Raw genomic sequence first — 23,974 nt, 5'->3', positions numbered from 1 at the left:
CCCAAAAATGAACCACCCCGGATGCGAGGGACATCCGGGGTGGCTGCAAAAGGCCTGAGGGCATGGGACCGCAACTGGCCTTTTGACCGGGATTGCGCGGAGTGGGACGCTTTGGGGGACCGCGCTCAGCCCGTTTTCTCGACGAGGCACATTGGAATGCTCGCGTGCCTGCCACTTGCCCTAACAACGCCAAAGCGCGCGCTGGGTTGCAAAAGGGGTTGCATTATTTGCGTCCATCGGGATTGTCGCGTTTCAGGCCGTTCTCCCCATTGCCTGACCGCTCGATTCCAATTAAAGGCTCGCCATGCAGAACGACGCGCCCACAGATACCATCCTCATTGTCGATTTCGGTTCACAGGTCACCCAGCTCATCGCGCGCCGGGTCCGTGAAACCGGGGTCTATTGCGAAATCCACCCGTTCAGTACGGCGGCCGACAGGCTCGACGCGCTCCAGCCCAAGGGCATAATCCTTTCGGGCGGCCCGGCCAGCGTCATCGAGGACGGTTCGCCCCAGGTCGATCACAAGCTCCTCGATTATGGCGTGCCGGTGCTTGGCATCTGCTATGGCCAGCAGGCCATGTGCGTGGCGCTTGGCGGTGTCGTGGAACCCGGCTATGTGCGAGAGTTCGGCCGCGCCGAAGTGCGCATCGAAAAGGATTGCTCGCTCTATGACGGCGTTTGGGAGCTCGATCACTCCTATCAGGTTTGGATGAGCCACGGCGACAAGGTTTCCGAAATCCCCGAGGGCTTCGAGGTCGTCGGCACCTCTCCCGGCGCGCCTTTTGCGATGATCGCCAATGAGGAGCGCAAATTCTTCGGCGTCCAGTTTCATCCCGAGGTCTATCACACCCCCGACGGCGCCAGGCTCTACGCCAATTTCGTGCATCACATTTGCGGCTGCGACGCCAATTGGACCATGGCGGCCTATCGCGAACAGGCCGTTGCCGCCATCCGCGAGCAGGTGGGCGACAAGAAGGTCATCTGCGGCCTTTCAGGCGGCGTGGACTCCTCGGTAGCCGCCATCCTGATCCATGAGGCTATTGGCGACCAGTTGACCTGCATTTTCGTCGACCACGGTCTGTTGCGCAAGAACGAGGCCGATGAAGTGGTCTCGATGTTCAGGCATCAGTACAATATCCCGCTCGTCCACGTTGATGCCTCGAAAGAATTCATCGGGGAGCTCGAAGGCGTCGTTGAGCCCGAGGCCAAGCGCAAGATCATCGGTCGGCTGTTCATCGAGACGTTCGAAAAGGAAGCCCACAAGATCGGCGGCGTAGAGTTTCTCGCCCAGGGCACGCTCTATCCGGATGTCATTGAATCCGTTTCGTTTACCGGCGGCCCCTCGGTCACCATCAAGAGCCATCACAATGTTGGCGGGTTGCCCGAGCGCATGAACATGAAGCTCGTCGAACCCCTTCGCGAGCTTTTCAAGGACGAAGTGCGCAAACTGGGCCGCGAACTGGGCCTGCCCGAACATTTCGTGGGCCGCCATCCGTTCCCAGGACCCGGTCTTGCCATCCGCCTGCCGGGCGGCGTGACACGCGAAAAGCTCGATATCCTGCGTCAGGCCGATGCGATCTATCTCGACGAGATCCGCAAGGCGGGGCTTTACGATACCATCTGGCAGGCTTTCGCCGTGCTGCTCCCGGTGCAGACCGTGGGCGTGATGGGCGATGGCCGCACCTATGAAAGCGTCTGCGCCTTGCGCGCCGTCACTTCGGTCGACGGCATGACCGCCGATTTCTACCCTTTCGACATGAATTTCCTCGGCCGCGCCGCGACCCGGATCATCAACGAGGTCAAGGGCATCAACCGCGTCGTTTATGATGTGACCTCCAAGCCTCCCGGAACCATCGAGTGGGAGTAGGGGAAACTCATTAGGCTGTGGTTGCACGGGGCACTTTACGGGGTGCGTCGTCAGGTCATGATCAGCGTCAGGCCCGGATGCAGCTTCTGCAGATTCCGTATGGACTTGGCTTGCCACGGAATTTCGGATGTCGCCCGCACAACGAGCCTTGTATCGGAGTGCTTTCGCAACTCGATGGTGAACTTCGCTAGCAGGTTGATTCCCGAAGAGTTGAGAAACTCAAGGTTCGTCAGATCCAGGGTCATTGATGGAGGCTTTTCGGCAAGCACTTCCTGCAAGAGCTCGAGTATCGGCTGATAGGCCTGGGTCCCCGACAGCCTCATTGTGCCGTCAAAATAGACGTCGCTTCCTTCCGTCCATACGCTGTAAGTTTCTGCTTTGATCTGCATGATATGTAGCCTTACAGTTGGTTGGTGAAGATGGGTATCGACCCGAAAGTTTCCACGCGCATCCGCATCCTTTCTTCGGGACGATCAAATCGCCAGGCCAGGCGGGAGCCGTAATCGCTCATCAAGGTCAGCAGCCCAAGTCCCGACGCGTTCGAGTTGGGGTTTTCGGCATTGTGCTCGATCTTCTGGATAAGAAGATCTTCCGGATCGCCAGAGGTTATGCCTGCGAGATAGGTCTCGAAGTCGCTGGATGTTCGTTCATCGATTTCATTCGATACTTTTATTATGAAACTGTCCGAGTCAATTATCGATTCGATAGTAATGTCGCCGCGGAAGCGAAACTTTATCGCGTTCTCGATAAGCTCGTTCGCGAGATATTCAATGTTATGTTTTATGTATTTGTATTCATTGTGAAGGGATTGGAATTGCTGTGCGTAAAAATCGGCTATGAAGCCTGATGTTATGGCGCAATGATGCCAGCCGATATCCAGCGGGCCATCAAGAATTTTGACCGTAATTCTGCTATCACTGGAATGAAAAGCGATTTCCGGTATTCCAAACTGTACCTTCATTGCTTCACCTGTGCTTCATAACTATAAGAGTTATGTCGTCGTATATCTTCTGCGTTCCGATGAAGGCCATAAGATCTTCAAGAACCTTGGATTTGATTTCTTCGGCACTGCATTTGTGATGTTGGAAGGCGCTTTGGCGGAGGCGTTCCAGTCCGAACATGCGGCCATTTGTATCCTCGGCCTCGGTTACCCCATCGGTGTGGAGGATGATGGCATCGCCCGCGCCGAAGGGGATGTCGCGTGTAGTGATAAACGGCGCGATGTCCAGTTCCAGGCCGATGGGAAAGCCAAGATCCATTGTATCGATGGTTTCAATCTCTCCGCCGGCTCGCATGACAATCACGTCTTCATGTTGGCCATACAAGGTGAGGCGCTCGTCCTCGTAGTCGATAAACGCCAGCGACAGGTGCTTGTCCCAGTCGGTGCGCTCTAGGTTCTTGTAGATCGCCCGGTTGAGCCAGCTCAGGAATTGGCGTGGATCGGACTTTCCTGTCTCCTGCAGGGCGCGCGTCACAGATTGTACCATCATCATGAGCACGCCGCTTTCCAGGCCGTGCCCGGTCACGTCGCCGATCCCGATCTTTACGCGGGGTCCATCTTGCAGGACATCATAGTAGTCGCCACCAACCTCGTCGGCAGGCTGCATGTAGGCTGCGATATCGACGTCGGGGATTGCCTGCAGTTCCAGGGCCCTGGGCAAGACCATCATCTGGATTTGGCGTGCAACCTCAAGTTCGGCCCCCAGCCGGATATTTTCGCTTTTCAGCTTGGTGTTGAGCGCCAGGATCTCCTGGTGGGCCTTGCCGAGCTCCTTTGTCCGATCGTCAACGATTTGCTCAAGGTTTTCGGTGTGAAAGCTGATTTCCTCGGCCATCCGGTTGAAGGCAACTCCGGCTTCACCGACTTCGTCGCGCGTGGGAATGGATACCCGAATACTGTAATCTTTCGACTGGATGCGCTGGGCCGCGCTTGCAAGTTCGCTCAGACCGGCTGTTATCCTCTTGGAAATGCCGAAAACCGCCGCAAACACAACCATAAGAGCCAGACCGATGGCTCCGAGCTGATAGATGAGCGTCTGGTTGGTCGCGCGCGCGATGCTGGCCTGCGCGCTATAGAGTGAGGCATATATCGCCTGTTCGGGAACCACGACGCCGATCAGCATTGCCTCGCGCGTGATCGGCCCGGCGCTCCAGAGATTTGTCGGGGCCAATCTTGTAAGAACAGTCATATAGGGGACGGCCTCGCCATTCTGATTGAGCGTGATGTGCTCGATTTCCCCCTCGGCGTCTTGATCGAGTGACATTGAGGCAATTGCCGGCTGGACGCTACCGCGCAGGGACCGCTCCAGGCCGGTGACCCCCTGGGCCTGCTCGCCACTCGAGGAACGCAGGCCAATGATCGACTCGCCTTCGGGATTGATGGCCACAACGTTTCCATTCGACATGGCCAGAAAGCCGAATCCCACATCGGCGATTTCGATGCTTTCAACGATTTCGGCCAGTTGATCGAGCGTGATATCGGCCCCGGCGACGCCGGCAATTCCGGTTCGATCACGCGTCCACAACGGATGAAAAAAGCTGACGATGAGTTCGCCGGTAATGGCGTCGGTGTATGGCGCCGTTTGCGTTATATCGGTGGCGACCGGACGAGCGGAGGGGGTCTCGATCCATTGCTGCCAGGAGGGGTAGATGCCCGGGAAGAAAAACTCCCAGAATTCAGCCTCGTTGTGCCCCGGATAGAGCCGATCAAAGGTCTGGGCCTGGTCGGTATAGGGAACGGTTCTGAAAATCGGCCGTTCCGTGGGCCCGATATAATACATCTGCAGCTTGTCTGCACCGCTGCGCAGAATGCTGGGGGCGACAAGGTCTAGTATTGCGCTGTCGCGGATTTCGTCCCGGACGCTCGGGAATGGCTGATTTTGCTCGTCCAGCAGATATCCCCAAACGCTTACAACCGAGGGTGCTCCGGGCTCGTTTTGCGCCCAGTCTCCCTCAGGATTATAAGATACGGTCGTCGATTGCGGAGATACGACGGAGACGGTAGACCCAATCGCATTTTGCTCGTTGGGATTATCGATCTGGTCTTGCAGCACGCCGGCCAGGGCGACCACATCAGCGTGTACCCGGCTGATCAGAAGGTTGGCCTGCGCCGCCGTCGTCTCCGCGTAAGAGAGAATGTATTCCTCGGTTGCGGCAGTAAGCCCTTCGCCGACCTCCGCGGTTGCGTTTCGTGACAGGTTCGTCACGTTCCACAACGCCAGGCCCCCGATCACCGTAAGGTCAAAAAGCACGGCACCGCCGACCACGAGCAGGAACTTGGCCCGGAACGATCGCAGCCCGAAGCGCGAGGTCTTCTTTTCTACGTTCATTGCGGTTTTTGCCCCGATGCCACCCAGATGGGCCAGCCGGCGTAACCCTTGGGATGGAGTGCTGCGAAGATGTGGTCCTGGAAACCCTGACGAAAGCGTTCGATAAATTCTGCGGAGTCGCCGCGCTTTTCGGCCATCTCCCCCGCATAGACCTCCTCCCAGGCGGCGATGATGTCGGCGAATGCCTGCGGGTCCCCATCGAGGTTGGTAACCATGAACGATTCGACGCGAACGTCGTCGAAGCCCGCGTCGATCAGATACCGTCGGCTCTTGGGGCCGAGCTCCACATCCATGTCGAAAAAGCTGAAAAGTCTCGCAACCTCGTTGTAGGTCCACTGAATGCTTTCGGCACGCGGCTCGCCGAGGCAGTGCGAGTTTTTTTCGTTGGTGACATAGACCCGTCCACCGGGTTTGCAGATGCGATAGAGCTCTTTGAGTATGAGCTCCGGCCGATTGAATATCTGAAGAGAGTGGCGGCAGGTAACGAGATCGAACTGATCCGCCTCGAGCAGCATTTCTGAAGCATCGCCGTAGGTGTACTCAATCCCGCGAATGTCAAATTCGGCGGCCACTTTGCGCGCGTAGGCGAGACTTGGCCGAGAGTGATCGAGCGCGACAATCCGTGACGGCTTGAATTCCTTTTGAACGAGCACGGCGAAATCGCCGATGCCACAACAGATATCTGCTATGGCGATGCCATGCGCCATCCCGTGCCTTGGCAGGATCGTCCGCTCATGATGCCAGGTCAGCTTCGTTTGCGTGCGCAGGATGGGAATGAACCCGCCGCCTTCCAGAAAGCCTTGCCCCGGATAGAAATCACTGTCGTATTCCTGGACGTCGACGCTGGGTTCAATACGGGCCAGATGGCCGAACTTCCGCGTCGTCCAGCCGACAACGCTTGAGGTAACAATCACAAACCGCAGGTCGGGTCGCGAACGGCAGGCCTCGAGGATCACGCGCGCAAAGGCATGAAAGGCAGTGTTGTTCATCTGCACGAGGCGTTTGACATCGAGATAGAGAACCCCGCGAACATGCTCAATTGCTTCATTGAGCAGAGCGAGGCTGGGAGCGAGTTCGTCGGCAATCTGCGGTCGCATCACGCCCGAGATCAGGAACTGCTGATTGTTGGGATCGTACTGCGTTCCATAACGCGTCGAAGCGTCGTGGCGGTTCATGGCAAGGTCTCCAGGGGAAGATCCACAATGATCGCCAGCGTATTGTCGTCCGGATGCTCGAGCTGGAGGGTGGCGCCATAGTCAAGGGCAAGTTCGAGCAGCGCGGTTTCTCCGCCAGGTCCCTCCTTGCCGGACATAGAAGCCAGGTATCGCTCGAGCCTGCTGCTTTCCGTTGCCTGACTTAAGGCTTCTTCGTAGTAGAGGCGCTCTCCATGCGAGCACGGAAATTCTATGTAAACTCTCTCAAGGTCGCCCCGCCGGGATACACGGCAGGTGAACTTTCCTTCAGATTGATGCGTACGAAACACCATCTCCAAAAGCTCATTGACGGCCGATGAGAACAGATTGGTGTAACGAACCAGATCCGACCGATTGTGGCTGATCATCCGTGCGAGGTACGTTGATATGAGATCGCAGTTCTGCCAGAACGAATAGAAATCGCCTCGGGGCAGCGCGATCTCGACCATGGGTTCGTAGGCATCCGGTAAATGTGGCTTGCCGCTTTCGCCCTGCATCACATTTGCGCCCCTTGTGTCCGGACGTCCAGATTGACTTCTTCTGTATTGGAAGTGCGGTTCCTCGTAGCGCGCTCAATAAAGGCGTGCGCAGCCCTTGGTGCCATTGGTCTTGCGATAAAGTAGCCCTGAAGACGATCGCACCCTTGTTCCCGCAACCACTCGGCTTGCCCCGCGGTTTCCACGCCTTCGGCTGTTACGCTTATCCCCAGGCTATGCGCCAGATTGATAATGTTGCGAACGATCGCCTTGGATTTTGAGCTGGTCTCGACATCCTCTATGAAATACTTGTCTATTTTCATGATATCGAAAGGGAATGTCTTCAGATAACTCAAAGAAGAATAGTACGTTCCGAAATCGTCGAGTGATACTTTCACGCCCAATACGTTCAGGGTGTTAAGTGTATCGATGTTGTCGACTGTTGTTTCGAGCAGGATCGTCTCGGTTATCTCGAGGTCCAACCGTTCGGCCTGAATGCCGGTTCTGTCCAGTATTTGCGCAACCGTGTCAGTGATGGTGCCGCTGAGAAACTGCGCCGGTGACAGATTGACGGCCACCGAGAGGTTCGGGGGCCAGGTCAGCGCTTGTTTGCAGGCTTCTTCAAGGACCCATTTCCCGATCTGATCCATGTGGCCGTCAGCCTCTGCGACGGGAATAAACACGCGGGGCGGAATGAGACCGAGTTTGGGATGCCGCCAGCTCAGCAACGCTTCAAACCCGGTCAACGCAAGCGATGGGTGTACGATAGGCTGATACTGGAGATGGAATTGCCCTCTCTGGAGGGCCATTGCGAGGTCGCGCCGGAGATTTTCGCGTTCCTCGAGCAGGAGCATCATCGATCGGTCGTAAACCCGCGAGCAGCCTCTTCCGTCTTTTTTGGCGGCGTAGAGGGCGACGTCGGCGGCCTTTATCATCTCGTCCGTGCTGGCGCCGTGATCGGGTGCCACTGATATTCCAATACTCGCGCCAACGAAGACCGGAACATCGCTGATGATATACCTGGCCTTCACAAGATCGAGGATTGCCTTTGCAAGACGATCGGCGGCGGCTGGCTGCTCTCGCCCAGTCTGAATGACCGTGAACTCGTCGCCCGCATTTCTAAAGGCGGTCTCTCCATCGCCCAGTGCAATCTGAATGCGGTTTGCCACAAGCTGGAGCAGGGCGTCGCCGACGTCGTGACCAAGCGTGTCGTTGACGGCCTTGAAGCCATCAAGGTCGATCTGCAGCAGGGCCACCTTGTCGTCGCTGCCGCGGGCATCGGAAAGGGCCGCCTGCAACCGGTCGCCAAACTGCCGACGGTTCTGCAGCCCGGTCAGTATGTCGTGGGTGGCCTGATGGAGGAGTGTATGATGGTCCACATCCGTTTTGGCGTCCATCGAGCCAAGTGCCACCGACTCCGCAACTTCAATTACGCCAATCCCGTCGGCCGCAGCAAATATTCTCGCCGAACTTGCCGAAGAGGTTGAAGACGGCGGCAACGTCAATTCAATTGCCGCTCCGCCTCCGCTTATCCGCTCAAGCTCCTGGAGCAATACCGGATCTCGAAAGATCGGGTAGATATCCCAGATCGGTGAGCCGATTTCAGCAACGCCACCATATTGTTTCTTGAATTGGGCCCCGAAATGGGTGAGCCGAAGACGTCGATCGTAGAGCGAAGCAATGTCAAGTGTATTCGCTAGAAGGTCTTTGAGCCGGGATTCACTCAACGAACGCGATGACATTCCGCCTCTCCCACTGCCGCAGAGTAAAGCGGCCTGTCGAAAAGGCTGGATTACTCACAACACGCTGAAACCAGCAGCTCGATGAGCATAGCACGATGCCCGATGGTCAGGCAAACGAGCCGTGCAGGCGTCGGGGGACGACCGGTGTTGATGTGGTTAACGACTCCTTTCGGAGGAAATGCCGCATTTTCGACGGTTTCTTACACCGCAAGTTAACGGCTAGGGGGTAACGATTCGGGATGGCGTCGAAAGAGGGCACGGATTTTTGATGGAACACGCAATGCAGAGTTTCACTGCCATTTCCCAGCGCATACTCGCTATTGCCGGGGCGGCTTTCCTGCTCGTCCCAATAGCGGGGTGCTTCCAGACGGGCAGCAACGCGACGGTTTCATCGCTCAATGCCGTCAGTGCATATATGGACCCGGCGACAGTCGAGAAGCCCGTGGTAACGGTGGCAAGCAGTCAGTACCTCGGCAAGGCGGACTATATCTGCTCGCCGAGCGGCTTTGGACGGACATCCACGTGTTTCGAGCGCTCTGCCCGGCGATAAAGCGATAAAAAAGGGCGCTGCGAAGCGTCGTTCCCGTCGTCAGGTCTTTCCGCGATTGATGGTGTGCGCGTGGTGACATGGCCGCCACGCGCTACTTTGCCCGTCAGTTCGTCGTTTCCTGGACAACGCGCCAGTTGGGAAATCCGAAATTGTCCGGCCACGGATAGACCTCGCCATCATTGAAATAGACAACGGCTGTGAGGTCAGGGAACTCTGCGTGACGCCTGGTTACGGACTGCGCCCATTGACGGACATAGGTCTGGTCACCTTCATAGCCGAGCTCTGCGACCATGATCGGTTTCCCGTAGTCGTCGACCAGCGTGTAGCCGGGCATCAGACGCTCGGCAAAAGTCTGGTCGCTCCCGGCTATCGCCTGATCATATGGCTGATAGCCGAAGACCGACAGGCCGATGACATCCACGACATCATCACCGGGATAATAGTCCTGCAGGTTCGCATTGCCCTTCGGCGACCACATGAACTGGGCGTTCGGCAGGTAGTTGCGGCACTCGGTTACGAAGCGTCGATAAACCTCGATGTATTCGGGGCCGGACCACTGCGCCCAGGAGAACTGGTTGTCCTCCTCGTCCATTTCCTGTGCGAACCGGATGGTAACAGGACTGGTGAGCCCGGCCACCTCTGAGCACACCGCCGCCACGTTGGCATCGTAGCTGCCACTCAGGATGCCGTTAAGGAGTTCTTGGGAGGATACGCGCCAGTCGCGGTCCCACGACCACGGTTCCACGCTGATGAGCAGCGAGCGGCCACGCTGCAGAGCATAGTCGTCGGCCAGGGAAAGCGTGGAAAGATCCACGTCCTCCCAAGGCAGGAAGAGATGCTCGATGGACGAATTGGGATCGTCGCCAAAATCCCCATGAGGATCGTAGGCCCCGAAGATGATCGAAGGCGGAGCCATGTCCGGCCGCTTGTCGGACAGGGTGCCGGCCGTGGTCGAGCTTGGATCGGGAATGCCGCGGGGAAGGTTATCCGCAAGCACGGCTCCCGACGCCAGTGTGATCGCAGTCACCAGGGCTGCGGATTTGGTTTTCCTGTTCATATCAATTCTCCATTTGTCTCTCGACGTTGGTGATGGTTTGCCCGGCGATCATGTCGCTCCCCAAGAACGAGCTCCCCGCTTGCCGCTCCCGCTCTGGGCGGATGGAATCTGGTGCCCGAAAGGTTCGGTACGGGTTCGGCTGGACGCGTTGTGGGACGGCCGACAGCGCTGAAGTGGAAACCCGCGGCTTCCGCTCGGCCGGCTTTGAACACGCCGCGCAGATCGACCAGGTTGGGGGAGCGCATCATCCGGCGCAGGCGCACAAGATCGAGGCGCTGGATGCTGTCCCACTCTGTAACGATGACAATGGCATCGGCGTCGCGCGCGCACTCATAGGGATCTTCAAAAAATTCCACATTTTCCAGCATCTGCGCGGCATTCTTCATGCCGATCGGATCATGGGCGCGCATGACGGCGCCGAAGCGCTGCAACGTTTCGATCAGCGGCACCGAGGGGGCTTCGCGCATATCGTCGGTGTCCGGCTTGAAGGTCAGGCCAAAGACGGCGACGGTGAGTCCGTCGATGTCACCGCCAACGGCATCCATTACCTTGAGCGCCATCTTGCGCTTGCGTGCATCGTTGACACTTACCGCTTCCTCGACGATGCGCAGTGCCACCCCGTGATCCTGTGCGGTCCTCAAGAGTGCCAGCGTATCCTTGGGAAAGCAGGAGCCGCCGTAACCCGGACCGGCATTGAGAAAGCTCGCACCGATACGCTTGTCGAGCCCCACGCCCAACGCAAGCTCTTCCACGTCAGAGCCGACCTGCTCGCAAAGATCCGCCAACTCGTTGATGAAGGTGATCTTGGTTGCCAGGAAAGCATTGGCGGCATACTTGATGAGTTCGGACGTGCGCCGCTCTGTTACGACAATAGGCGAATTGGTCTTTGCCAGCGGCTCGCCGTAGATTGTCGTGAGAACCTCGCGGGCACGCTCGTCAACAACCCCGATGACGACACGGTCGGGTTCGAGGAAGTCGCGAATGGCGACGCCTTCCCTGAGAAATTCCGGATTGGATGCCACTGAGAAGGTGCCGCGACCCCGCTCTGTAACGATGATTTTCTCGACGGCATCGCCGGTCCCGACAGGGACAGTGGATTTCACGACGACCACAGCATTGTCCGCAAGGAGCGGCGCGATTTCCTTGGCCGCCATATAGACGAAGGAAAGATCTGCGTCCCCGTGACCGGGTCGCGGGGGCGTGCCCACCGCAATGAACACGGCCGCGGCGTCCTTCACCGCTTCGGCGACGTCGCAGGTAAAGGACAGCCGGCCGGCGGCGGCGTTCCGCTCCAGCAGCTCGTCCAGACCCGGCTCATAGATGGGCAGTCTGCCTTGTCGCAGACCCGAAATCTTTTCTGCATTCTTGTCGACGCAGACCACCTCATGTCCCCATTCGGCAAAGCAGCAGCCGCTGACAAGGCCGACATATCCGGTTCCGATAACTGCTATTTTCATGGGTTTGTACGCAAAGCGCCCTTTCGTTATTGCAAGCCATTGTGCGACGGATTGTCTGGCCGCCAGCTCGGGTTGAAGGTGGTTCTGACGAGCCCCGGGCTGCCCATACCGGCGCCGGCGACCGAATAGCTTTCTTCGAACATGCGGAAATTTCCCGCGCCCCAGGAGAGCGCCTCGAGCCCGTCTTTTCCGCGCTCGACGGTGGCGAAGCCCGGCAGTACCACGAGCGCCAAAAGGGTTGCCGTTAAGGTGGGCCGATAGAGGCGGCCCCACACGCGGACCAGATTTTCGCGAGCGTGCTGGGCGACGATCACAAGCAGGAGGACCGCGTAGAGCGTGGCGTTTATGATGGCAAAAAGATAAAAGCCGCGCGTTTCACCGGCATCCGCCACAGCCAGAACGGGCAATATCGAGGCCAGTGAGAGCACGCCATAGGGCGCCAGTACGCGCATAGGCAGGGCATCGACCTCGGAGGTTCCTTTGGGCGTGACGCGGAAATCGACGAAAGACCCCGTGAGCCAGTCGCGGACGGCAGCCGCGCAACCCGCAAGCGCCCAGGGCCACCGTGCCAGCAGAAACAGAGCTGCCTCCCAGCTCAGCACCTTGGCGTCAACCGGGCGGAAGGTGCCGCCGGCGCGCCAGCGATAGGCCAGCACAATCAGGATGATGGACAAAGGCGCGGAATGGGCGAGGAAAACGGGATAAGTGACAGCGACAAAATTTTCGCCGCGCAGCAGAGCGATGATCGGCATCGCGAACATCAGCGCCGCAAAAAGAGCGAACAGCGGATACCAGAGCTGTGAAAACAGGAACTGAAACTTCAGGCGCGGCGGCAGCTTGCCGATCAGCGAAGGCGAATACTGCAGCAACAGCGTGACAAGGCTGCGCGACCATTGGAATTCCTGGGTCACGAGGTCGGCAAAGGTGCGCGGCCCGTCGCCATGGGCGATCGCGTCCAGCGCGTGCACACCGCGCCAGCCATGGGCGTTCATCATCAGGGTCGTCGAATGATCTTCGGCAAGCTCGGGGCCCAGCCCGCCGATCTGCTTCAGCGCCTCGGTGCGCACGGCATAGTGTGAGCCGATACACAGTGGTGCGAGCCCGCCATTGTACCCGGCCTGGAGCGAGCCATGCATGCTTGCTTCCGCATAGAGCCTGCCGCGCGCCGACCAGCTTTCATGTGCATTGCGGTCGCATATGCTGGGCGCCGAGACATAGCCTATGGCGGGGTCGGCAAAGGGCCGCAGCATTTCGAAGAGATAGCCGGGTTCTGGAACATGGTCGGCGTCGAGCTGCGCAACGAAGTCGTAGCGCTCGTAGCCGTAATGATCGTAAAAGAAGGCGAGATTGCCCTCCTTGCAGCGCGTGCGCCGCGGCCAGGTGGTGCGATGGTAATCGGCGCGTCCCTTGCGGGTGCTCACGAATACGCCATGCGCGCGGCACCAGGCGAGCGTCTCGGGGGAGGGATCTTCATCCGCCAGCCATGTGTCGTGCGGCAGATCCTGGGCGAGCATCGCCTTGAGGGTCTCGGCTACCACAGGGAATGGTTCGGCCGGAGCCTTGGTGACGACCATAGCGATCCGGCTGCCCTCAGGGAGCCGCAACGGGCCGTTCGGCTTCCGGCCGCGATAAAAGACCACCAGAAAATAGGCTGGTAGAAGCGTTACCCAGGCAAGCGTCGCGGTAACCAGGATCGAGCCGGTCACGCTGATGTGGTGCTCGGGCTTCAGCCACCATGACCAGAAATAGACGAGGGCCGCAAACCATATTGCGCTGCCGACCACATATTCGATCTTCTGGGACTCGGTGAAAACGGAAACCAGGAGCGGCTCGCTGCCTGTTTTTGCCGGCTCGATGTGCTTTTTGACGACGGTTTTCATTGTGGCGACACCTCCAGCCCAAAGAAGGGAGCGGCCGTGCGCAGGATGGTTCCCAGGTCGGAATGTTTGGCTGAAAAGCCGATTGTTTCGCGCGCCAGACTGGGGTCGGCATAGAGCGCAGGCGGATCGCCGGCACGCCTCGGATGCATGCGAACCGGCACTTCGATCCCGGTAACGCTATGGATTGCTGTAAGAATCTCGCGAATCGAGGTGCCGCGACCGGTGCCCACATTGATCGCCAGATCGGCGCCTCCTGCCGCCAGGTGTTTGTAGGCAAGGACGTGGGCTCGTGCTAGGTCCGCGACATGGACATAGTCGCGAACGCAGGTTCCGTCAGCGGTTTCGTAGTCGTCTCCAAAGACCTCAAGGAACGGGATGATACCGGCCGTGGCCATCAGCGCGCGGGGGATCAGGTGTGTTTCAGGCGTGTGCCATTCCCCGATTTCGCCTTCGGGGTCGGCGCCGCAGGCGTTGAAATAGCGCAGCGCTACGTATCGCAGGCCGTAGGCGGCCGCATAATCGCGCAGCATGTACTCGGCAATCAGCTTTGTGCGCCCATAGGGGTTGATCGGCATCTGCGGCGTGTCTTCGCCGATCGGAAGCTGCGTCGGCACGCCGTAGGTCGCACAGCTTGAAGAGAAGATGATGTTGGTGAGCCGGTTCTGGAGGCAGGCGTCGAGCAGCGAGTACGTGCCAGAAAGGTTGTTGCGGTAGTATTTCGCCGGATCCGTGACGGATTCGCCGACATAGGCACTGGCGGCGAAATGGATGACGGCCGCTGGCTTGTAGCGCGCGATTGTGTGGGCGAGCAGGGGGGTGTCCAGGATGTCGCCCTGGACGAACGGACCCCAGCGCACCGACGAGCGGTTGCCGGTCGACAGGTTGTCGAAGACAATGGGCTCGATACCGCTGGCATTCAGCAGCTTTGCGGTATGGCTTCCGATGAAGCCGGCGCCGCCGGTAACAAGGATCCGCTCAGGCGACATCATGCGACCTCGGCGAATTCGTGGTCAGGGTTCGCCAGAAGGCGATCGAAATGGCGGATGGTTCTCTTGAGGCCGGCCAGGAGCGTCGTGCGCGGCTGCCAATCGAGTTCGCGCATTGCGAGCGATATGTTCGGGCGGCGCTGCCTGGGATCGTCGGTTGGCAGTGGGCAATGCACCATCTTCGAGGATGATCCGGTGAGCTCGATCACGTGTCTGGCCAACTCGCCAACGGTGAATTCGCAAGGATTGCCGAGGTTGACCGGTCCGGTAAGCGTGTCCGGAGAGGCCATGAGGCGCAGGAAGCCGTCAATCAGGTCGTCCACGAAACAGAAGGAGCGCGTCTGGCTGCCGTCGCCGTAGATGGTGATGTCGTCGCCCTTGAGCGCCTGAACGATGAAGTTGGAAACGACACGACCGTCGTCGGGCCGCATGCGCGGCCCATAAGTGTTGAAAATGCGCGCGATCTTTATCGAGACGCCATGGCTCTTGTGATAATCAAAGAACAATGTCTCGGCGCACCGCTTGCCTTCATCATAACAGGCCCGGGGGCCGAACGAATTGACATTGCCCCAATAGCTCTCGACCTGGGGATGCACCGAAGGGTCGCCATAGACTTCGGAGGTGGAGGCCTGGAAAATGCGGGCGCCGTGGCGCTGCGCGAGTTCAAGAAGATTCATCGAACCCAGAACGCAGGTTAACGTCGTATGCACCGGGTCTGCCTGGTAGTGCGGAGGTGAGGCCGGGCAGGCAAGGTTGAAGATCTGATCGACTTCCAGGTTGAGCGGCGTGACGATGTCGTGCTCGATGAGGTTGAAGCGATCGGTATGTTCCAGATGCCGCACGTTCCGGCGCAGGCCAGTGGAAAAATTGTCGAGGCAGGTCACGTGATGGCCGGAGCGCAGTAGTGCTTCACACAAATGTGAGCCGAGGAAACCCGCGCCGCCAGTAACAAGAATTCGCTGCGGTACTGTTTTTACGGTCATGTCTTTACCCAATAAAAGTCCCGTGAACAGCGTAACAATGGCGCCATCCAGAATGAAGATACTGGTCGTGTTTGAAGTTATCTCGGCGGTAACAATTCTGGGTCTAATGTCTATTGGACCCGTACGCAGTTATGCCGTTCATGCAAGATAGGGTCTTTTGGGGAGGTCTGTCATTACCACAGAATCCACGAACTTATCTCGCCGTACATTTTTTCTCGCAGCTGAGAATGGCGTTCGATGTCTCGTTCGGACGTCCTTTGATCTGGAACAACTCCACCGTCGATCACTGTGGTAAGCTATATTCGGTATCCCGAGACGACAGCCAAGAGGGGGAGGGAGACAGCAGATGAACGGCCGGCCGAACCATCCAGGCCTCATGTCGAAAACCGATGAAGGCGGATCGGCCACGGCAAAGCCGAGGCTGGAGCGGCGGCGCTGGGAACGAAAAGAAAACTCCGACGGCGACGCAGTCGCGATGCGCGGCCCCCCGGTTCTCAAGCCGCTCGAGTTTTCCACGCGGGACATGCCCAACGAGCAGCAATTCGGCGCATGGCAATCCTATATGGAGGCGGTCGCCGAATACCGGCTGCCGGACGGCAAGGCACCAGCGGACGGATTTCCAGCCGAACACGTCGCATGGAATTTGGGCGGGGCGCTCATTGTGCAACTCCGCGTCGCCGCGCACAGCTACTGGCGGTCGACAGCGAAACTGCGGGCCAGTCCGATAGACCATTGGCGCATGGCCATACTGCGTAGCGGACGGAGTTGGACCGAGGTCGATGGACATGTTGCGCAGAACGAACCCGGAAAGGTGGAGTTCAGGACACTGGGGCATCCGTCCCGGGGGCGCATGACCGATGCGGAAGCTGTTTTGATTTATCTTCCCCGCGATCTCTTCGGGGACTCGGCAACGGTTCTCGACGATGCCAATAATGTAGTCCTGTCAGACAATCTGTCCCGTCTGTTGATCGACTATGTCAGCAGCCTGGAAGCCTCATTGCCCAGCCTTGTTGCGGAAGATCTCCCCGGAATTGTCGGCATGCTGCGCGACATGGTGATCACAAGCCTGTCCTCGGTCGAGCACAAGCATACTGCGGAGCACCATGGCGTGGGTCTGATGGAGCGGGCGCGCCGCTATATCAGACAGAACCTGGACTCACCCGATCTCACGCCCGAGAGCCTGTGCCAGGAGCTCGCCACCTCCCGTACGCGGCTATACCAACTGTTTGAGTCCAGCGGTGGTGTCCTGCACTATATTAGGCGAAAGCGGCTATTGGCCTCCCATGCCGCACTCTGCGATCCGGCCAACCAGAAGCTTATTTCGGAAATCGCAGAAGCGACCGGCTTTGATTCCCCGGCCAACTTCAGCCGCGCATTCAAGCTGGAATTCGGCTACAGCCCACGCGAAGCACGCGAGCACGCCGCCGCTGAACACGCCGCCTATCTTGGCACGAACACTTCAGAAGACACGAAGAATTTCAGCGACTGGCTCGCCGCGCTCGGGCGCTGAGGACGTTGAACCCTCAGTCCGACTTCGAGCGGCCGGTGGGCAGGTCCTGTTGCTTTTGGCGCCGGAAAATCTTTCAGGGCGTGTGAAAGACCTCTTCCATCCCTGCCCACCACTCGCCCTCCCTGCGGGTATCCAGGGGCGCCTGCATGGGCTCGCAAATGGCCCACCAGTCTTGCGTGCGCGGGTCGGCGGCCATGGCCGCCATATCTGCCTCATGATCGTCCCCGACATACTCGTAGTAGGAAAACAGAAGGTTTTCGGGCTCTTTGAGGAAGATCGAGTAATTGGTGATGTTGCTCTTCTTGATCTGTTCGAGCACCTCGGGCCAAACATCGGCATGGATGCGCTTGTACTGGGCGATCTGGTCGGGCTTGAGCCCGAGAACCGAACCATAGCGTTTCATTCGGAATCCTTTCTTGGGGACGTTGGCGAGGCGGACAAGTTGGCCGACAACGTACGCGCGGTTTCAAGAAGCAACTCAAGCGTCTGATCGGGAGAGGGGGCGTCAGGCCGATCGAGCCTTGCGGCGTAGGGGCAGGTCATCACGGCGATTACGCTGCCGAGCGGCCCGAAAATTGGCGCGGAGAGATTGGAGACCGCGACCACCTGGGCGCTCTCCATGTTCTCAAATCCTTGCTTGCGTACGCGATCAAGCCGCGCATCGAAATCTGCAGGAACGTCACTTTCGGATACAGAGTCTCGTTTGGCGAGCATCAACGCGCGCTCACCGGGTTCGGCATAAGCAAGAAAAACGTGGCCTGATCCGGTATTGACCAAGTCCATGCGCGATCCGACCCGCAGCGACACATTCCAGTAACTCGGAGAATCCACCTGAGCCACGACCACCAGGGCGTTCCGATCGTAAACAACGATGTGGCAGGCCTGCTCGGACGTCATGGCGAACTGACGCATAAGGGGCAGGGCCTGATTGATGAGCCGCTTGAGCGGCTCGCGTGCATGCGCCAACTCGAACAGCTTGAGGGTCAGCGCGTACCTATCCTCGGGGGTGCGACGCACATAGTTGCGCCGAACCAGACGATCGAGCATGCGGTAGATCTCATTGGGACTCCGCCCGAGTGCCCGGCAGATTTCGGCCTGGCTCAGACTGTCCTCGGCGGCGGCAAGCACTTCGAGTATGTCGAGGCCCTTGTCAAGCGCAGGGGCGCGATAGCGATCGATTTCCTCTGCCATGAGCTGAACCTGCCTGTCGGGCGCGCGAACGAAACGTTGATCCGCGCGCGCCACTTGTGTTTACATAAGAATAATCTATTTATATACGCATTCAAGCCGTGATCAACGGCATCGGGGAGAGAAAAAATTATGGCCGACATCAGCGGGAAGACCTGCCTCCTGACGGCTGCGGCTCAGGGGATTGGCCATGCTTCGGCGCTGGCCTTTGCCCTTGCCGGAGCAAGGGTGATCGCGACAGACATAAATGGCGAAAAGCTCGAAGCGCTCAAAGGAATAAAGGGGATCGAAACGCGCGTGCTCGATGTCCTTTCCGACTCCGCCGTAGGTGCCGTGGTTGCCGAAGCCGGGCCGATCGACATTCTGTTCAACTGCGCCGGCATCGTTCACAACGGCACCATTCTCGAAGCCAGCGACGAAGATATCGATTTGGCGCTCAATCTCAATTTCAAGGCGCAGGTCCGAACCATCAAGGCTGTGTTGCCGGGCATGCTCGATCGCGGCGATGGCACGATCATCAACATGTCTTCCGTGGCCTCTTCGGTAACCGGCGTGCCCAATCGCTTCGCCTATTCGGCCAGCAAGGCCGCTGTGATCGGTCTGACCAAATCGGTTGCCGCCGATTATGTTGCAAAGGGTATTCGCTGCAACGCCATTTGCCCCGGCACCGTCGACAGCCCCTCGCTGCAGGACCGGCTGCGCGCTACCGGCGACTATGAGGCTGCGCGGGCAGCCTTCATCGCCCGTCAGCCCATCGGGCGGATCGGTACGCCCCAGGAGGTGGCTGACCTTGCCGTTTATCTGGCCGGCGCGACCTATACGACGGGTCAGATTCACACGATAGATGGCGGCTGGACCACCTGATTTCTCTTTTCTAGGTCGAGGATTTTACCCATGAAACTCATGCGCATTGGCAACAAGGGCGCCGAAAAGCCCGCTGTTCTGCATTCGGACGGAACGATACGTGATCTCAGTGGGGTCGTTGACGATATCGCCGGCGAGGTTCTGACCCCCGACGGGCTGGCGGCGATCGGCAAGGCCGACCTGGCAGAATTGCCTCAGCTGGACAAAAGCCAGCGCATCGGGCCGTGTGTCGGACGGGTCGGCAAGTTCATCTGCGTGGGGCTCAACTATGCCGACCATGCTGCCGAAAGCGGGCTGAACGTGCCCAAGGAGCCGGTCATCTTCATGAAGGCGACCAGCGCCATTTGCGGACCCAATGACGATGTCATCATTCCGCGCAATTCGAAGAAAACCGACTGGGAGGTTGAACTGGGCGTGGTGATCGGAAAAGAGGCGCGCTATGTGGACGAGGCCGACGCCCTCGATCATGTCGCCGGCTATTGCGTGGCCAACGATCTCTCTGAACGCGAATTCCAGATCGAGCGCTCGGGACAGTGGGTCAAGGGCAAGTCGGCCGATACCTTCGGCCCCATCGGGCCGTGGCTGGTGACCCGCGACGAGGTGGACGATCCCCAGGATCTTGCCATGTGGCTCGAGGTCGACGGGCACCGCTACCAGAACGGGTCAACCAAAACGATGGTGTTCGGCGTAGCGCATGTGGTGAGCTATATCTCCCAGTTCATGAGCCTGCAGCCGGGCGACATCATCTCCACCGGCACCCCGCCGGGCGTTGGCATGGGGATCAAGCCAGAGCCCGTTTATCTCAAACCCGGCCAGACCATGCGGCTCGGCATCGAAGGGCTGGGCGAGCAAACGCAAAAGGCCAAAGCCTGGGCCTGAGTGCCGGTCATTCGATGGGGGCGTCATTGTCCCCCGTCGAGGCCAGAAGCGTCTGGCGCGCAGTCGCCAAATGCGCGAGTGCCGCTGCGCGAGCCTGGTTCCAGTCTCGCTTGCGCAGCGCGCCGATATAGGCCAGGTGCTCGCTGATCGCGACGGTATTGCGCTGCTTTTCCCAGCGCTTGTTCCACTGATAATGGTAGTGGAAGATCATCGAGATCAGCGCCTGGAACTCACGCGCGAAACGGTTGTTCTGAACGCTGTTGATCGTGGTGTGCAGCCTGTCGTCGAGCGCCGAGAAGTCGCGGTAGCGGGTCTCGACCTGTTCCAGCAGGGCGCGATGGTCGCGCTCCAACTCATCGAGTTGGCCCCAGATGGGATGACCGGGATCCAGCGCGACCAGTTTTCGCACCGACGCCAGTTCGATCATTTCGCGAAACTCTGACAACTCGATCGCATATTGCGCTGTAAATCCGCGCAACACCCACCCCCCGGTCTGTAATCGTTCCACGATGCCAAACCGCGAGAAGCGCACGAGAAACTCCTGCAGCGCGTGAGTGGTCGTGCCGAATTGCCGAGACAACAGCGAGATATTGAGCCGTGTCTCAGGGGCGACGTCGGTACGCAAAATCCACTCCAGGAACTTGTCTTCAAGCCGCTCGGCTATGCTTTCGGCCTCGCTATCGGGGAAGCGGTCGGCGGCTACTGGCTGCCGCAGCAAGCGCTTCCGGCGACCGCGCCAGGAGATGATGCGCGCCGCATGCAATTGTCCGAGTATCGAGCGGATTATCGTCCGGCTGACACCGAGTTCGGACGCGAGAACGGTTTCCGACGGCAACTCGAAATTGGCTTCCAAGGTCTTAAGACGCGCAAGCATCTGATTGTATGCAGACTTGTAGCGGTCGTTGGTGCGGGCCATCTTAAGATACCGTTCTTGTCACAAGTATATGTACATAAACAGAAAATCGAAGTTATGTACATAAAAAATTAAAAACAGTTGACCGGACGTGTTTGCACATGGCTTGATCACGCCAACCAAGGACGAGCGCGGAGAACCGCGCCGGGCCAGGTGGGTGGGGACGGCATGCAAATTGCTGTCGATCCGCTCGGAGGATGGAGAGGACACACTTGATGCGAGTATTTGGTGCGGGCAACGACGCGACTGGAGCAATGCTTGGCGGCGGCTTTGGCTTGCCGATCCGGGCAGACATGCTGCACCGCATTTCCGCTCTGATCACGCTCTTTGGCCTCATCATCGCCTTTGCGTTTCTCAACGGTGCCTTTCTGAGCGTCAACAACGCCATGACGGTGCTTCTCCAGACAGCGGTTATCGGCCTTCTCGGGATCGGTTTGACTGTCGTTATTCTCACCGGCGGCATCGACCTCAGCGTTGGTTCTGTTCTAGCGTTGTCGGGCACGGTGGCGGGCCTGTTGGTCAAGGCGGGGCTCCCTGTGCCGATCGGCATGGGCGGCGGGCTGTTGGTCGGTACGCTGTGCGGCATGTTCAACGGGTTCGTGATTACCCGGCTGCGGATTGCGCCCTTTATCGCCACGCTTGGCATGATGATGATTGCGCGCGGCGTCGCTCTTCAACTGACCGGTGCCTCGCCCGTCTCTCAACTGGGACAAGCGTTCGGCGTTCTGGGCAACGGTGCCCTGTTCAGGATCGTTGAAACCCAGACCAATGGATTGCCGCGCATGGTGTTTCCGGGCATCCCGTTCCCGGCAATCCTGCTGCTGGTTGTCGCCCTCATTGCCGCCTATGTGCTCAAGCGGCGCCAGTTCGGGCGTCACGTCTATGCCGTTGGCTCCAACGAGGAGGCGGCACGTCTTTCGGGCGTCAATGTCGAGCACACCAAAATGGCTGCCTATGCTGTGTCAGGCTTTCTGGCGGGGCTTGCCGGCATCGTGTTGATGTCCCGCCTCGTCACTGCCCAGCCCAATGAAGGCGTGATGTACGAGCTTGACGCCATCGCAGCGGCGGTCATTGGCGGCGCTTCGCTCATGGGTGGAGTGGGCTCGATTTCAGGCACCATGATCGGCGCCTTCATTATCGGAATTTTGCGCAACGGACTCAACATGGCGGGCGTGTCGGCCTTCATCCAGCAGATCGTTATCGGCTGCGTGGTGATCGGCGCCGTCTATATCGATCAGTTGCGCAACAGGCGCTGAGGCGCGCCACTTCGCCTTGGACTTTAATCAGGAGGAAACAATGAAGTCCCTATTTCGCTCAATGGCGCTCGTCGGCGCTGTAACGTTGGCTGCAATGCCTGCCGCGGTCGTGGCCCAGGAGATTGCGGTTATAGTTAAGACGACCAGCTCCAATTTCTGGCAGAACGTCAATCGCGGTGCCCAGGCTGGCATGGAGGGGCTCGATGGATACACCATGAGCTTTGACGGTCCGGCATCCGAATCCGACATCGCCGCTCAGGTCAACATGGTCGACAACGCCATCAACCGGGGCGTCGCCGGCATCGTCCTCGCTCCGTCCGATCCCGAGGCCCTGGTGCCTTCGGTCCAGCGCGCTTACGAAAGCGGCATTCCCGTGGTGATCATCGACTCGATGCTCGCTGAAGGCGCCGAAGAGTATTATCAGGCATTCCTTTCGACCGATAATCAGGCCGCCGGCGAGTTGATGGCTCAAACCATGATCGACGCCATCGGCACCGAAGGCCAGATTGCCATCATGTCCTATGTGCCCGGCGTGGGCTCGGAAATCGGTCGTGTCGGCGGGTTCACCGACTATATCGAAGCCAATTCCGATATCGAGATCGTCAACACGCTCTATTCGCAATCGCAGATGGCAACGGCCCTCAACCAGACCACCGATATGCTGTCCGCGTATCCCGAGCTCGACGGCATCTTCGGTGCTAACGAGCCGACTGCCGTCGGTATGGGGCGCGCCATCGTTCAGGCGGGGCGCCAAGGCTCGCTGACCGCGTTGGGCTTTGATGGCAACGAGGACCTCCAGCAGTTCGTCCGCGACGGTGTCCTTGAAGCGATCGCCGTCCAGGGCTCGTTCCAGATGGGTGAAATGGGCGTCCAGACCGTTGTCGACCTTTTGGCCGGCGAAGAGGTCGAGGAGTTCATCAACACAGGTGTTGTGGTCGTTACCGCCGATAACATCGACTCCGACGAAGCCCAGAACGTTCTCTACTAGCAAATCGGAGTTCAGGGGGTGGGCAAATAGCCTGCCCCCTGTCTCGCCATCTGATCGGGAAGGCATGAGATGAAAGACCCCACCTCCGGCGCAACACCTCTCGTCGAGATGCGCAACATCTGCAAGCACTTCGGAGGGATAGAGGCTGTTCGCGATGTCTCCATCAATCTGTTTCCAGGCGAAGTCGTGGGCATTCTGGGACACAACGGCGCGGGCAAATCGTGCCTGATGCGCATGCTGTCGGGAGCCATGACGCCCAGCTCGGGCGAGATTTTTCTCGATGGCGAAAAGATCCAGATCGCGACCCCGACTGCGGCGCGCGAGCACGGCATTGAAACCATCTATCAGAACCTCGCTCTCGCCAATCATCTCGATGCGCCGGCCAATCTCTTCCTCGGCCGCGAGATCAAGACGCGCTTTGGCAATCTCGATGACAAGCGCATGTACCGCGAAGCCAAGGACGTGCTTCAGCGGCTCAACCCCAATTTTAAGAATCTGAGCGACCCGGTGGTGCAGATGTCGGGTGGACAGCGCCAGGTGATCGCCATCGCGCGCGCCATTCACTTCAACGTCCGCGCACTGATCATGGACGAACCCACTGCCGCGCTTGGCCCTTCCGAGACCGAGATGGTGGCTGAACTGGTTCAGAAGTTGCGCGATGAAGGAATCGGCATCTTTCTCGTCAGCCATGACATGCACGACGTCTTCCGGCTCTGCGACCGGGTGATGGTCATGAACAATGGCCGCAACGTCGGCTCTTACTCTGTTTCCGATGTCACCCAGGACGACATCCTCAGTCTCATCATCAAGGGATCGCTTCCCGAAGGCTGGCGTCCGCGCGGCGCCACGGCCTGAA

22 protein-coding genes are annotated in these 23,974 nt (G+C 58.9%); 8 read left to right on the top strand and 14 right to left on the bottom strand.

Annotated features, from left to right (window positions below; translation table 11 throughout):
* Window positions 1–304 precede the first annotated feature (304 nt).
* Window positions 305–1,867, top strand: a complete 1,563-nt coding sequence (gene guaA / locus OF122_RS13710; RefSeq protein ID WP_264224767.1) for a glutamine-hydrolyzing GMP synthase — start codon at window positions 305–307, stop codon at window positions 1,865–1,867.
* Window positions 1,868–1,917: 50 nt separating this feature from the next.
* On the opposite strand, the gene OF122_RS13705 is transcribed toward guaA, so the two are convergent.
* From OF122_RS13705 to OF122_RS13680, 6 genes are read right to left on the bottom strand one after another with little or no spacing between them, the layout of a single operon-like run.
* Entirely contained in the window at window positions 1,918–2,256 is a 339-nt protein-coding gene (locus OF122_RS13705) for a slr1659 superfamily regulator (protein WP_264224766.1), read from the bottom strand.
* Between the two features lie 11 nt (window positions 2,257–2,267).
* Window positions 2,268–2,828 carry a slr1658 superfamily regulator gene (locus OF122_RS13700; RefSeq protein WP_264224765.1) on the bottom strand — a complete coding sequence of 187 codons (561 nt, stop codon included), beginning with the start codon at window positions 2,826–2,828 and terminating at the stop codon, window positions 2,268–2,270.
* 4 nt (window positions 2,829–2,832) lie between these two features.
* A complete protein-coding gene (locus tag OF122_RS13695) occupies window positions 2,833–5,196 on the bottom strand; it encodes a SpoIIE family protein phosphatase (RefSeq protein ID WP_264224764.1) in 2,364 nt (787 codons plus the stop codon).
* Window positions 5,193–6,371, bottom strand: a complete 1,179-nt coding sequence (locus OF122_RS13690; RefSeq protein WP_264224763.1) for a class I SAM-dependent methyltransferase — start codon at window positions 6,369–6,371, stop codon at window positions 5,193–5,195. The genes OF122_RS13695 and OF122_RS13690 overlap by 4 nt, the downstream gene beginning before the upstream one ends.
* Window positions 6,368–6,886 (bottom strand): ubiquinone biosynthesis methyltransferase UbiE, encoded by a 519-nt coding sequence (locus OF122_RS13685; protein ID WP_264227670.1) that lies wholly within the window; start codon window positions 6,884–6,886, stop codon window positions 6,368–6,370. The genes OF122_RS13690 and OF122_RS13685 overlap by 4 nt, the downstream gene beginning before the upstream one ends.
* On the bottom strand, window positions 6,886–8,607 hold the full coding sequence (locus OF122_RS13680) for a putative bifunctional diguanylate cyclase/phosphodiesterase (RefSeq protein WP_264224762.1): 1,722 nt from the start codon (window positions 8,605–8,607) through the stop codon (window positions 6,886–6,888). The genes OF122_RS13685 and OF122_RS13680 overlap by 1 nt, the downstream gene beginning before the upstream one ends.
* A 280-nt stretch (window positions 8,608–8,887) precedes the next feature.
* On the opposite strand from OF122_RS13680, the gene OF122_RS13675 reads away from it, so the two are divergent.
* On the top strand, window positions 8,888–9,157 hold the full coding sequence (locus OF122_RS13675) for a hypothetical protein (RefSeq protein WP_264224761.1): 270 nt from the start codon (window positions 8,888–8,890) through the stop codon (window positions 9,155–9,157).
* Window positions 9,158–9,260: 103 nt separating this feature from the next.
* Here OF122_RS13675 and OF122_RS13670 read toward each other — a convergent pair whose 3' ends face one another.
* Genes OF122_RS13670 through OF122_RS13650 form a run of 5 tightly spaced genes read right to left on the bottom strand, consistent with a single transcriptional unit; the run spans window position 9,261 to window position 15,520 of the window.
* Complete coding sequence (locus OF122_RS13670; RefSeq protein WP_264224760.1) at window positions 9,261–10,214, bottom strand: glycoside hydrolase family 26 protein; 954 nt, start codon at window positions 10,212–10,214, stop codon at window positions 9,261–9,263.
* Window positions 10,211–11,671, bottom strand: coding sequence for a UDP-glucose dehydrogenase family protein (locus OF122_RS13665; RefSeq protein ID WP_264224759.1), 1,461 nt, complete (start codon window positions 11,669–11,671; stop codon window positions 10,211–10,213). Before OF122_RS13665 ends, OF122_RS13670 begins: the two co-directional genes overlap by 4 nt.
* Window positions 11,672–11,697: 26 nt before the next feature.
* A complete protein-coding gene (locus OF122_RS13660; protein WP_264224758.1) occupies window positions 11,698–13,551 on the bottom strand; it encodes a glycosyltransferase family 2 protein in 1,854 nt (617 codons plus the stop codon).
* Window positions 13,548–14,537 (bottom strand): UDP-glucose 4-epimerase GalE, encoded by a 990-nt coding sequence (gene galE, locus OF122_RS13655; protein WP_264227669.1) that lies wholly within the window; start codon window positions 14,535–14,537, stop codon window positions 13,548–13,550. The genes OF122_RS13660 and galE overlap by 4 nt, the downstream gene beginning before the upstream one ends.
* Window positions 14,537–15,520, bottom strand: a complete 984-nt coding sequence (locus OF122_RS13650) for a UDP-glucuronic acid decarboxylase family protein (RefSeq protein ID WP_264224757.1) — start codon at window positions 15,518–15,520, stop codon at window positions 14,537–14,539. Before OF122_RS13650 ends, galE begins: the two co-directional genes overlap by 1 nt.
* 376 nt (window positions 15,521–15,896) lie before the next feature.
* Between OF122_RS13650 and OF122_RS13645 the strand changes: the two genes are divergently transcribed.
* Window positions 15,897–17,030, top strand: a complete 1,134-nt coding sequence (locus OF122_RS13645) for a helix-turn-helix domain-containing protein (RefSeq protein WP_408636335.1) — start codon at window positions 15,897–15,899, stop codon at window positions 17,028–17,030.
* A 73-nt stretch (window positions 17,031–17,103) separates the two neighbouring features.
* Here the strand turns inward: OF122_RS13645 and OF122_RS13640 are convergent, their stop codons facing one another.
* Both OF122_RS13640 and OF122_RS13635 read right to left on the bottom strand, forming a co-directional pair.
* The gene (locus OF122_RS13640) at window positions 17,104–17,433 is read right to left on the bottom strand and encodes an L-rhamnose mutarotase (protein ID WP_264224755.1); all 330 of its coding nucleotides are present in this window, start codon (window positions 17,431–17,433) and stop codon (window positions 17,104–17,106) included.
* Window positions 17,430–18,221, bottom strand: coding sequence for an IclR family transcriptional regulator (locus OF122_RS13635; protein WP_264224754.1), 792 nt, complete (start codon window positions 18,219–18,221; stop codon window positions 17,430–17,432). The genes OF122_RS13640 and OF122_RS13635 overlap by 4 nt, the downstream gene beginning before the upstream one ends.
* A gap of 129 nt (window positions 18,222–18,350) precedes the next feature.
* Here OF122_RS13635 and OF122_RS13630 point away from each other — a divergent pair, with 129 nt between their 5' ends.
* Together OF122_RS13630 and OF122_RS13625 are read left to right on the top strand one after the other, a co-directional pair.
* The gene (locus tag OF122_RS13630; protein WP_408636243.1) at window positions 18,351–19,082 is read left to right on the top strand and encodes an SDR family oxidoreductase; all 732 of its coding nucleotides are present in this window, start codon (window positions 18,351–18,353) and stop codon (window positions 19,080–19,082) included.
* 30 nt (window positions 19,083–19,112) lie between these two features.
* Window positions 19,113–19,961 carry a fumarylacetoacetate hydrolase family protein gene (locus tag OF122_RS13625; protein WP_264224753.1) on the top strand — a complete coding sequence of 283 codons (849 nt, stop codon included), beginning with the start codon at window positions 19,113–19,115 and terminating at the stop codon, window positions 19,959–19,961.
* Window positions 19,962–19,968: 7 nt separating this feature from the next.
* Here the strand turns inward: OF122_RS13625 and OF122_RS13620 are convergent, their stop codons facing one another.
* On the bottom strand, window positions 19,969–20,877 hold the full coding sequence (locus OF122_RS13620; RefSeq protein ID WP_264224752.1) for a GntR family transcriptional regulator: 909 nt from the start codon (window positions 20,875–20,877) through the stop codon (window positions 19,969–19,971).
* Between the two features lie 251 nt (window positions 20,878–21,128).
* Here OF122_RS13620 and OF122_RS13615 point away from each other — a divergent pair, with 251 nt between their 5' ends.
* The 3 genes from OF122_RS13615 (at window position 21,129) to OF122_RS13605 (ending at window position 23,973) form a co-directional block, all read left to right on the top strand.
* Window positions 21,129–22,130, top strand: coding sequence for an ABC transporter permease (locus OF122_RS13615; RefSeq protein ID WP_264227667.1), 1,002 nt, complete (start codon window positions 21,129–21,131; stop codon window positions 22,128–22,130).
* A 40-nt stretch (window positions 22,131–22,170) separates the two neighbouring features.
* Window positions 22,171–23,118 (top strand): ABC transporter substrate-binding protein, encoded by a 948-nt coding sequence (locus OF122_RS13610; RefSeq protein ID WP_264224751.1) that lies wholly within the window; start codon window positions 22,171–22,173, stop codon window positions 23,116–23,118.
* 69 nt (window positions 23,119–23,187) lie between these two features.
* Window positions 23,188–23,973 (top strand): ATP-binding cassette domain-containing protein, encoded by a 786-nt coding sequence (locus OF122_RS13605; RefSeq protein ID WP_264224750.1) that lies wholly within the window; start codon window positions 23,188–23,190, stop codon window positions 23,971–23,973.
* The last annotated feature ends 1 nt before the right edge of the window (window position 23,974 follow it).

It is taken from the genome of Pelagibacterium flavum (genome assembly GCF_025854335.1).
Classification (GTDB): Bacteria; Pseudomonadota; Alphaproteobacteria; order Rhizobiales; family Devosiaceae; genus Pelagibacterium; species Pelagibacterium flavum.
This window is presented reverse-complemented; position numbering and strand designations above follow the sequence as displayed.

Excerpts from the sequence above, each read along its gene's own strand:
- guaA (WP_264224767.1), top strand. The coding sequence starts at position 305 with ATGCAGAACGACGCGCCCACAGATACCATCCTCATTGTCGATTTCGGT.
- OF122_RS13705 (WP_264224766.1), bottom strand. The coding sequence starts at position 2,256 with ATGCAGATCAAAGCAGAAACTTACAGCGTATGGACGGAAGGAAGCGAC.
- OF122_RS13700 (WP_264224765.1), bottom strand. The coding sequence starts at position 2,828 with ATGAAGGTACAGTTTGGAATACCGGAAATCGCTTTTCATTCCAGTGAT.
- OF122_RS13695 (WP_264224764.1), bottom strand. The coding sequence starts at position 5,196 with ATGAACGTAGAAAAGAAGACCTCGCGCTTCGGGCTGCGATCGTTCCGG.
- OF122_RS13690 (WP_264224763.1), bottom strand. The coding sequence starts at position 6,371 with ATGAACCGCCACGACGCTTCGACGCGTTATGGAACGCAGTACGATCCC.
- OF122_RS13685 (WP_264227670.1), bottom strand. The coding sequence starts at position 6,886 with ATGCAGGGCGAAAGCGGCAAGCCACATTTACCGGATGCCTACGAACCC.
- OF122_RS13680 (WP_264224762.1), bottom strand. The coding sequence starts at position 8,607 with ATGTCATCGCGTTCGTTGAGTGAATCCCGGCTCAAAGACCTTCTAGCG.
- OF122_RS13675 (WP_264224761.1), top strand. The coding sequence starts at position 8,888 with ATGCAGAGTTTCACTGCCATTTCCCAGCGCATACTCGCTATTGCCGGG.
- OF122_RS13670 (WP_264224760.1), bottom strand. The coding sequence starts at position 10,214 with ATGAACAGGAAAACCAAATCCGCAGCCCTGGTGACTGCGATCACACTG.
- OF122_RS13665 (WP_264224759.1), bottom strand. The coding sequence starts at position 11,671 with ATGAAAATAGCAGTTATCGGAACCGGATATGTCGGCCTTGTCAGCGGC.
- OF122_RS13660 (WP_264224758.1), bottom strand. The coding sequence starts at position 13,551 with ATGAAAACCGTCGTCAAAAAGCACATCGAGCCGGCAAAAACAGGCAGC.
- galE (WP_264227669.1), bottom strand. The coding sequence starts at position 14,537 with ATGTCGCCTGAGCGGATCCTTGTTACCGGCGGCGCCGGCTTCATCGGA.
- OF122_RS13650 (WP_264224757.1), bottom strand. The coding sequence starts at position 15,520 with ATGACCGTAAAAACAGTACCGCAGCGAATTCTTGTTACTGGCGGCGCG.
- OF122_RS13645 (WP_408636335.1), top strand. The coding sequence starts at position 15,897 with ATGTCGAAAACCGATGAAGGCGGATCGGCCACGGCAAAGCCGAGGCTG.
- OF122_RS13640 (WP_264224755.1), bottom strand. The coding sequence starts at position 17,433 with ATGAAACGCTATGGTTCGGTTCTCGGGCTCAAGCCCGACCAGATCGCC.
- OF122_RS13635 (WP_264224754.1), bottom strand. The coding sequence starts at position 18,221 with ATGGCAGAGGAAATCGATCGCTATCGCGCCCCTGCGCTTGACAAGGGC.
- OF122_RS13630 (WP_408636243.1), top strand. The coding sequence starts at position 18,351 with ATGGCCGACATCAGCGGGAAGACCTGCCTCCTGACGGCTGCGGCTCAG.
- OF122_RS13625 (WP_264224753.1), top strand. The coding sequence starts at position 19,113 with ATGAAACTCATGCGCATTGGCAACAAGGGCGCCGAAAAGCCCGCTGTT.
- OF122_RS13620 (WP_264224752.1), bottom strand. The coding sequence starts at position 20,877 with ATGGCCCGCACCAACGACCGCTACAAGTCTGCATACAATCAGATGCTT.
- OF122_RS13615 (WP_264227667.1), top strand. The coding sequence starts at position 21,129 with ATGCTTGGCGGCGGCTTTGGCTTGCCGATCCGGGCAGACATGCTGCAC.
- OF122_RS13610 (WP_264224751.1), top strand. The coding sequence starts at position 22,171 with ATGAAGTCCCTATTTCGCTCAATGGCGCTCGTCGGCGCTGTAACGTTG.
- OF122_RS13605 (WP_264224750.1), top strand. The coding sequence starts at position 23,188 with ATGAAAGACCCCACCTCCGGCGCAACACCTCTCGTCGAGATGCGCAAC.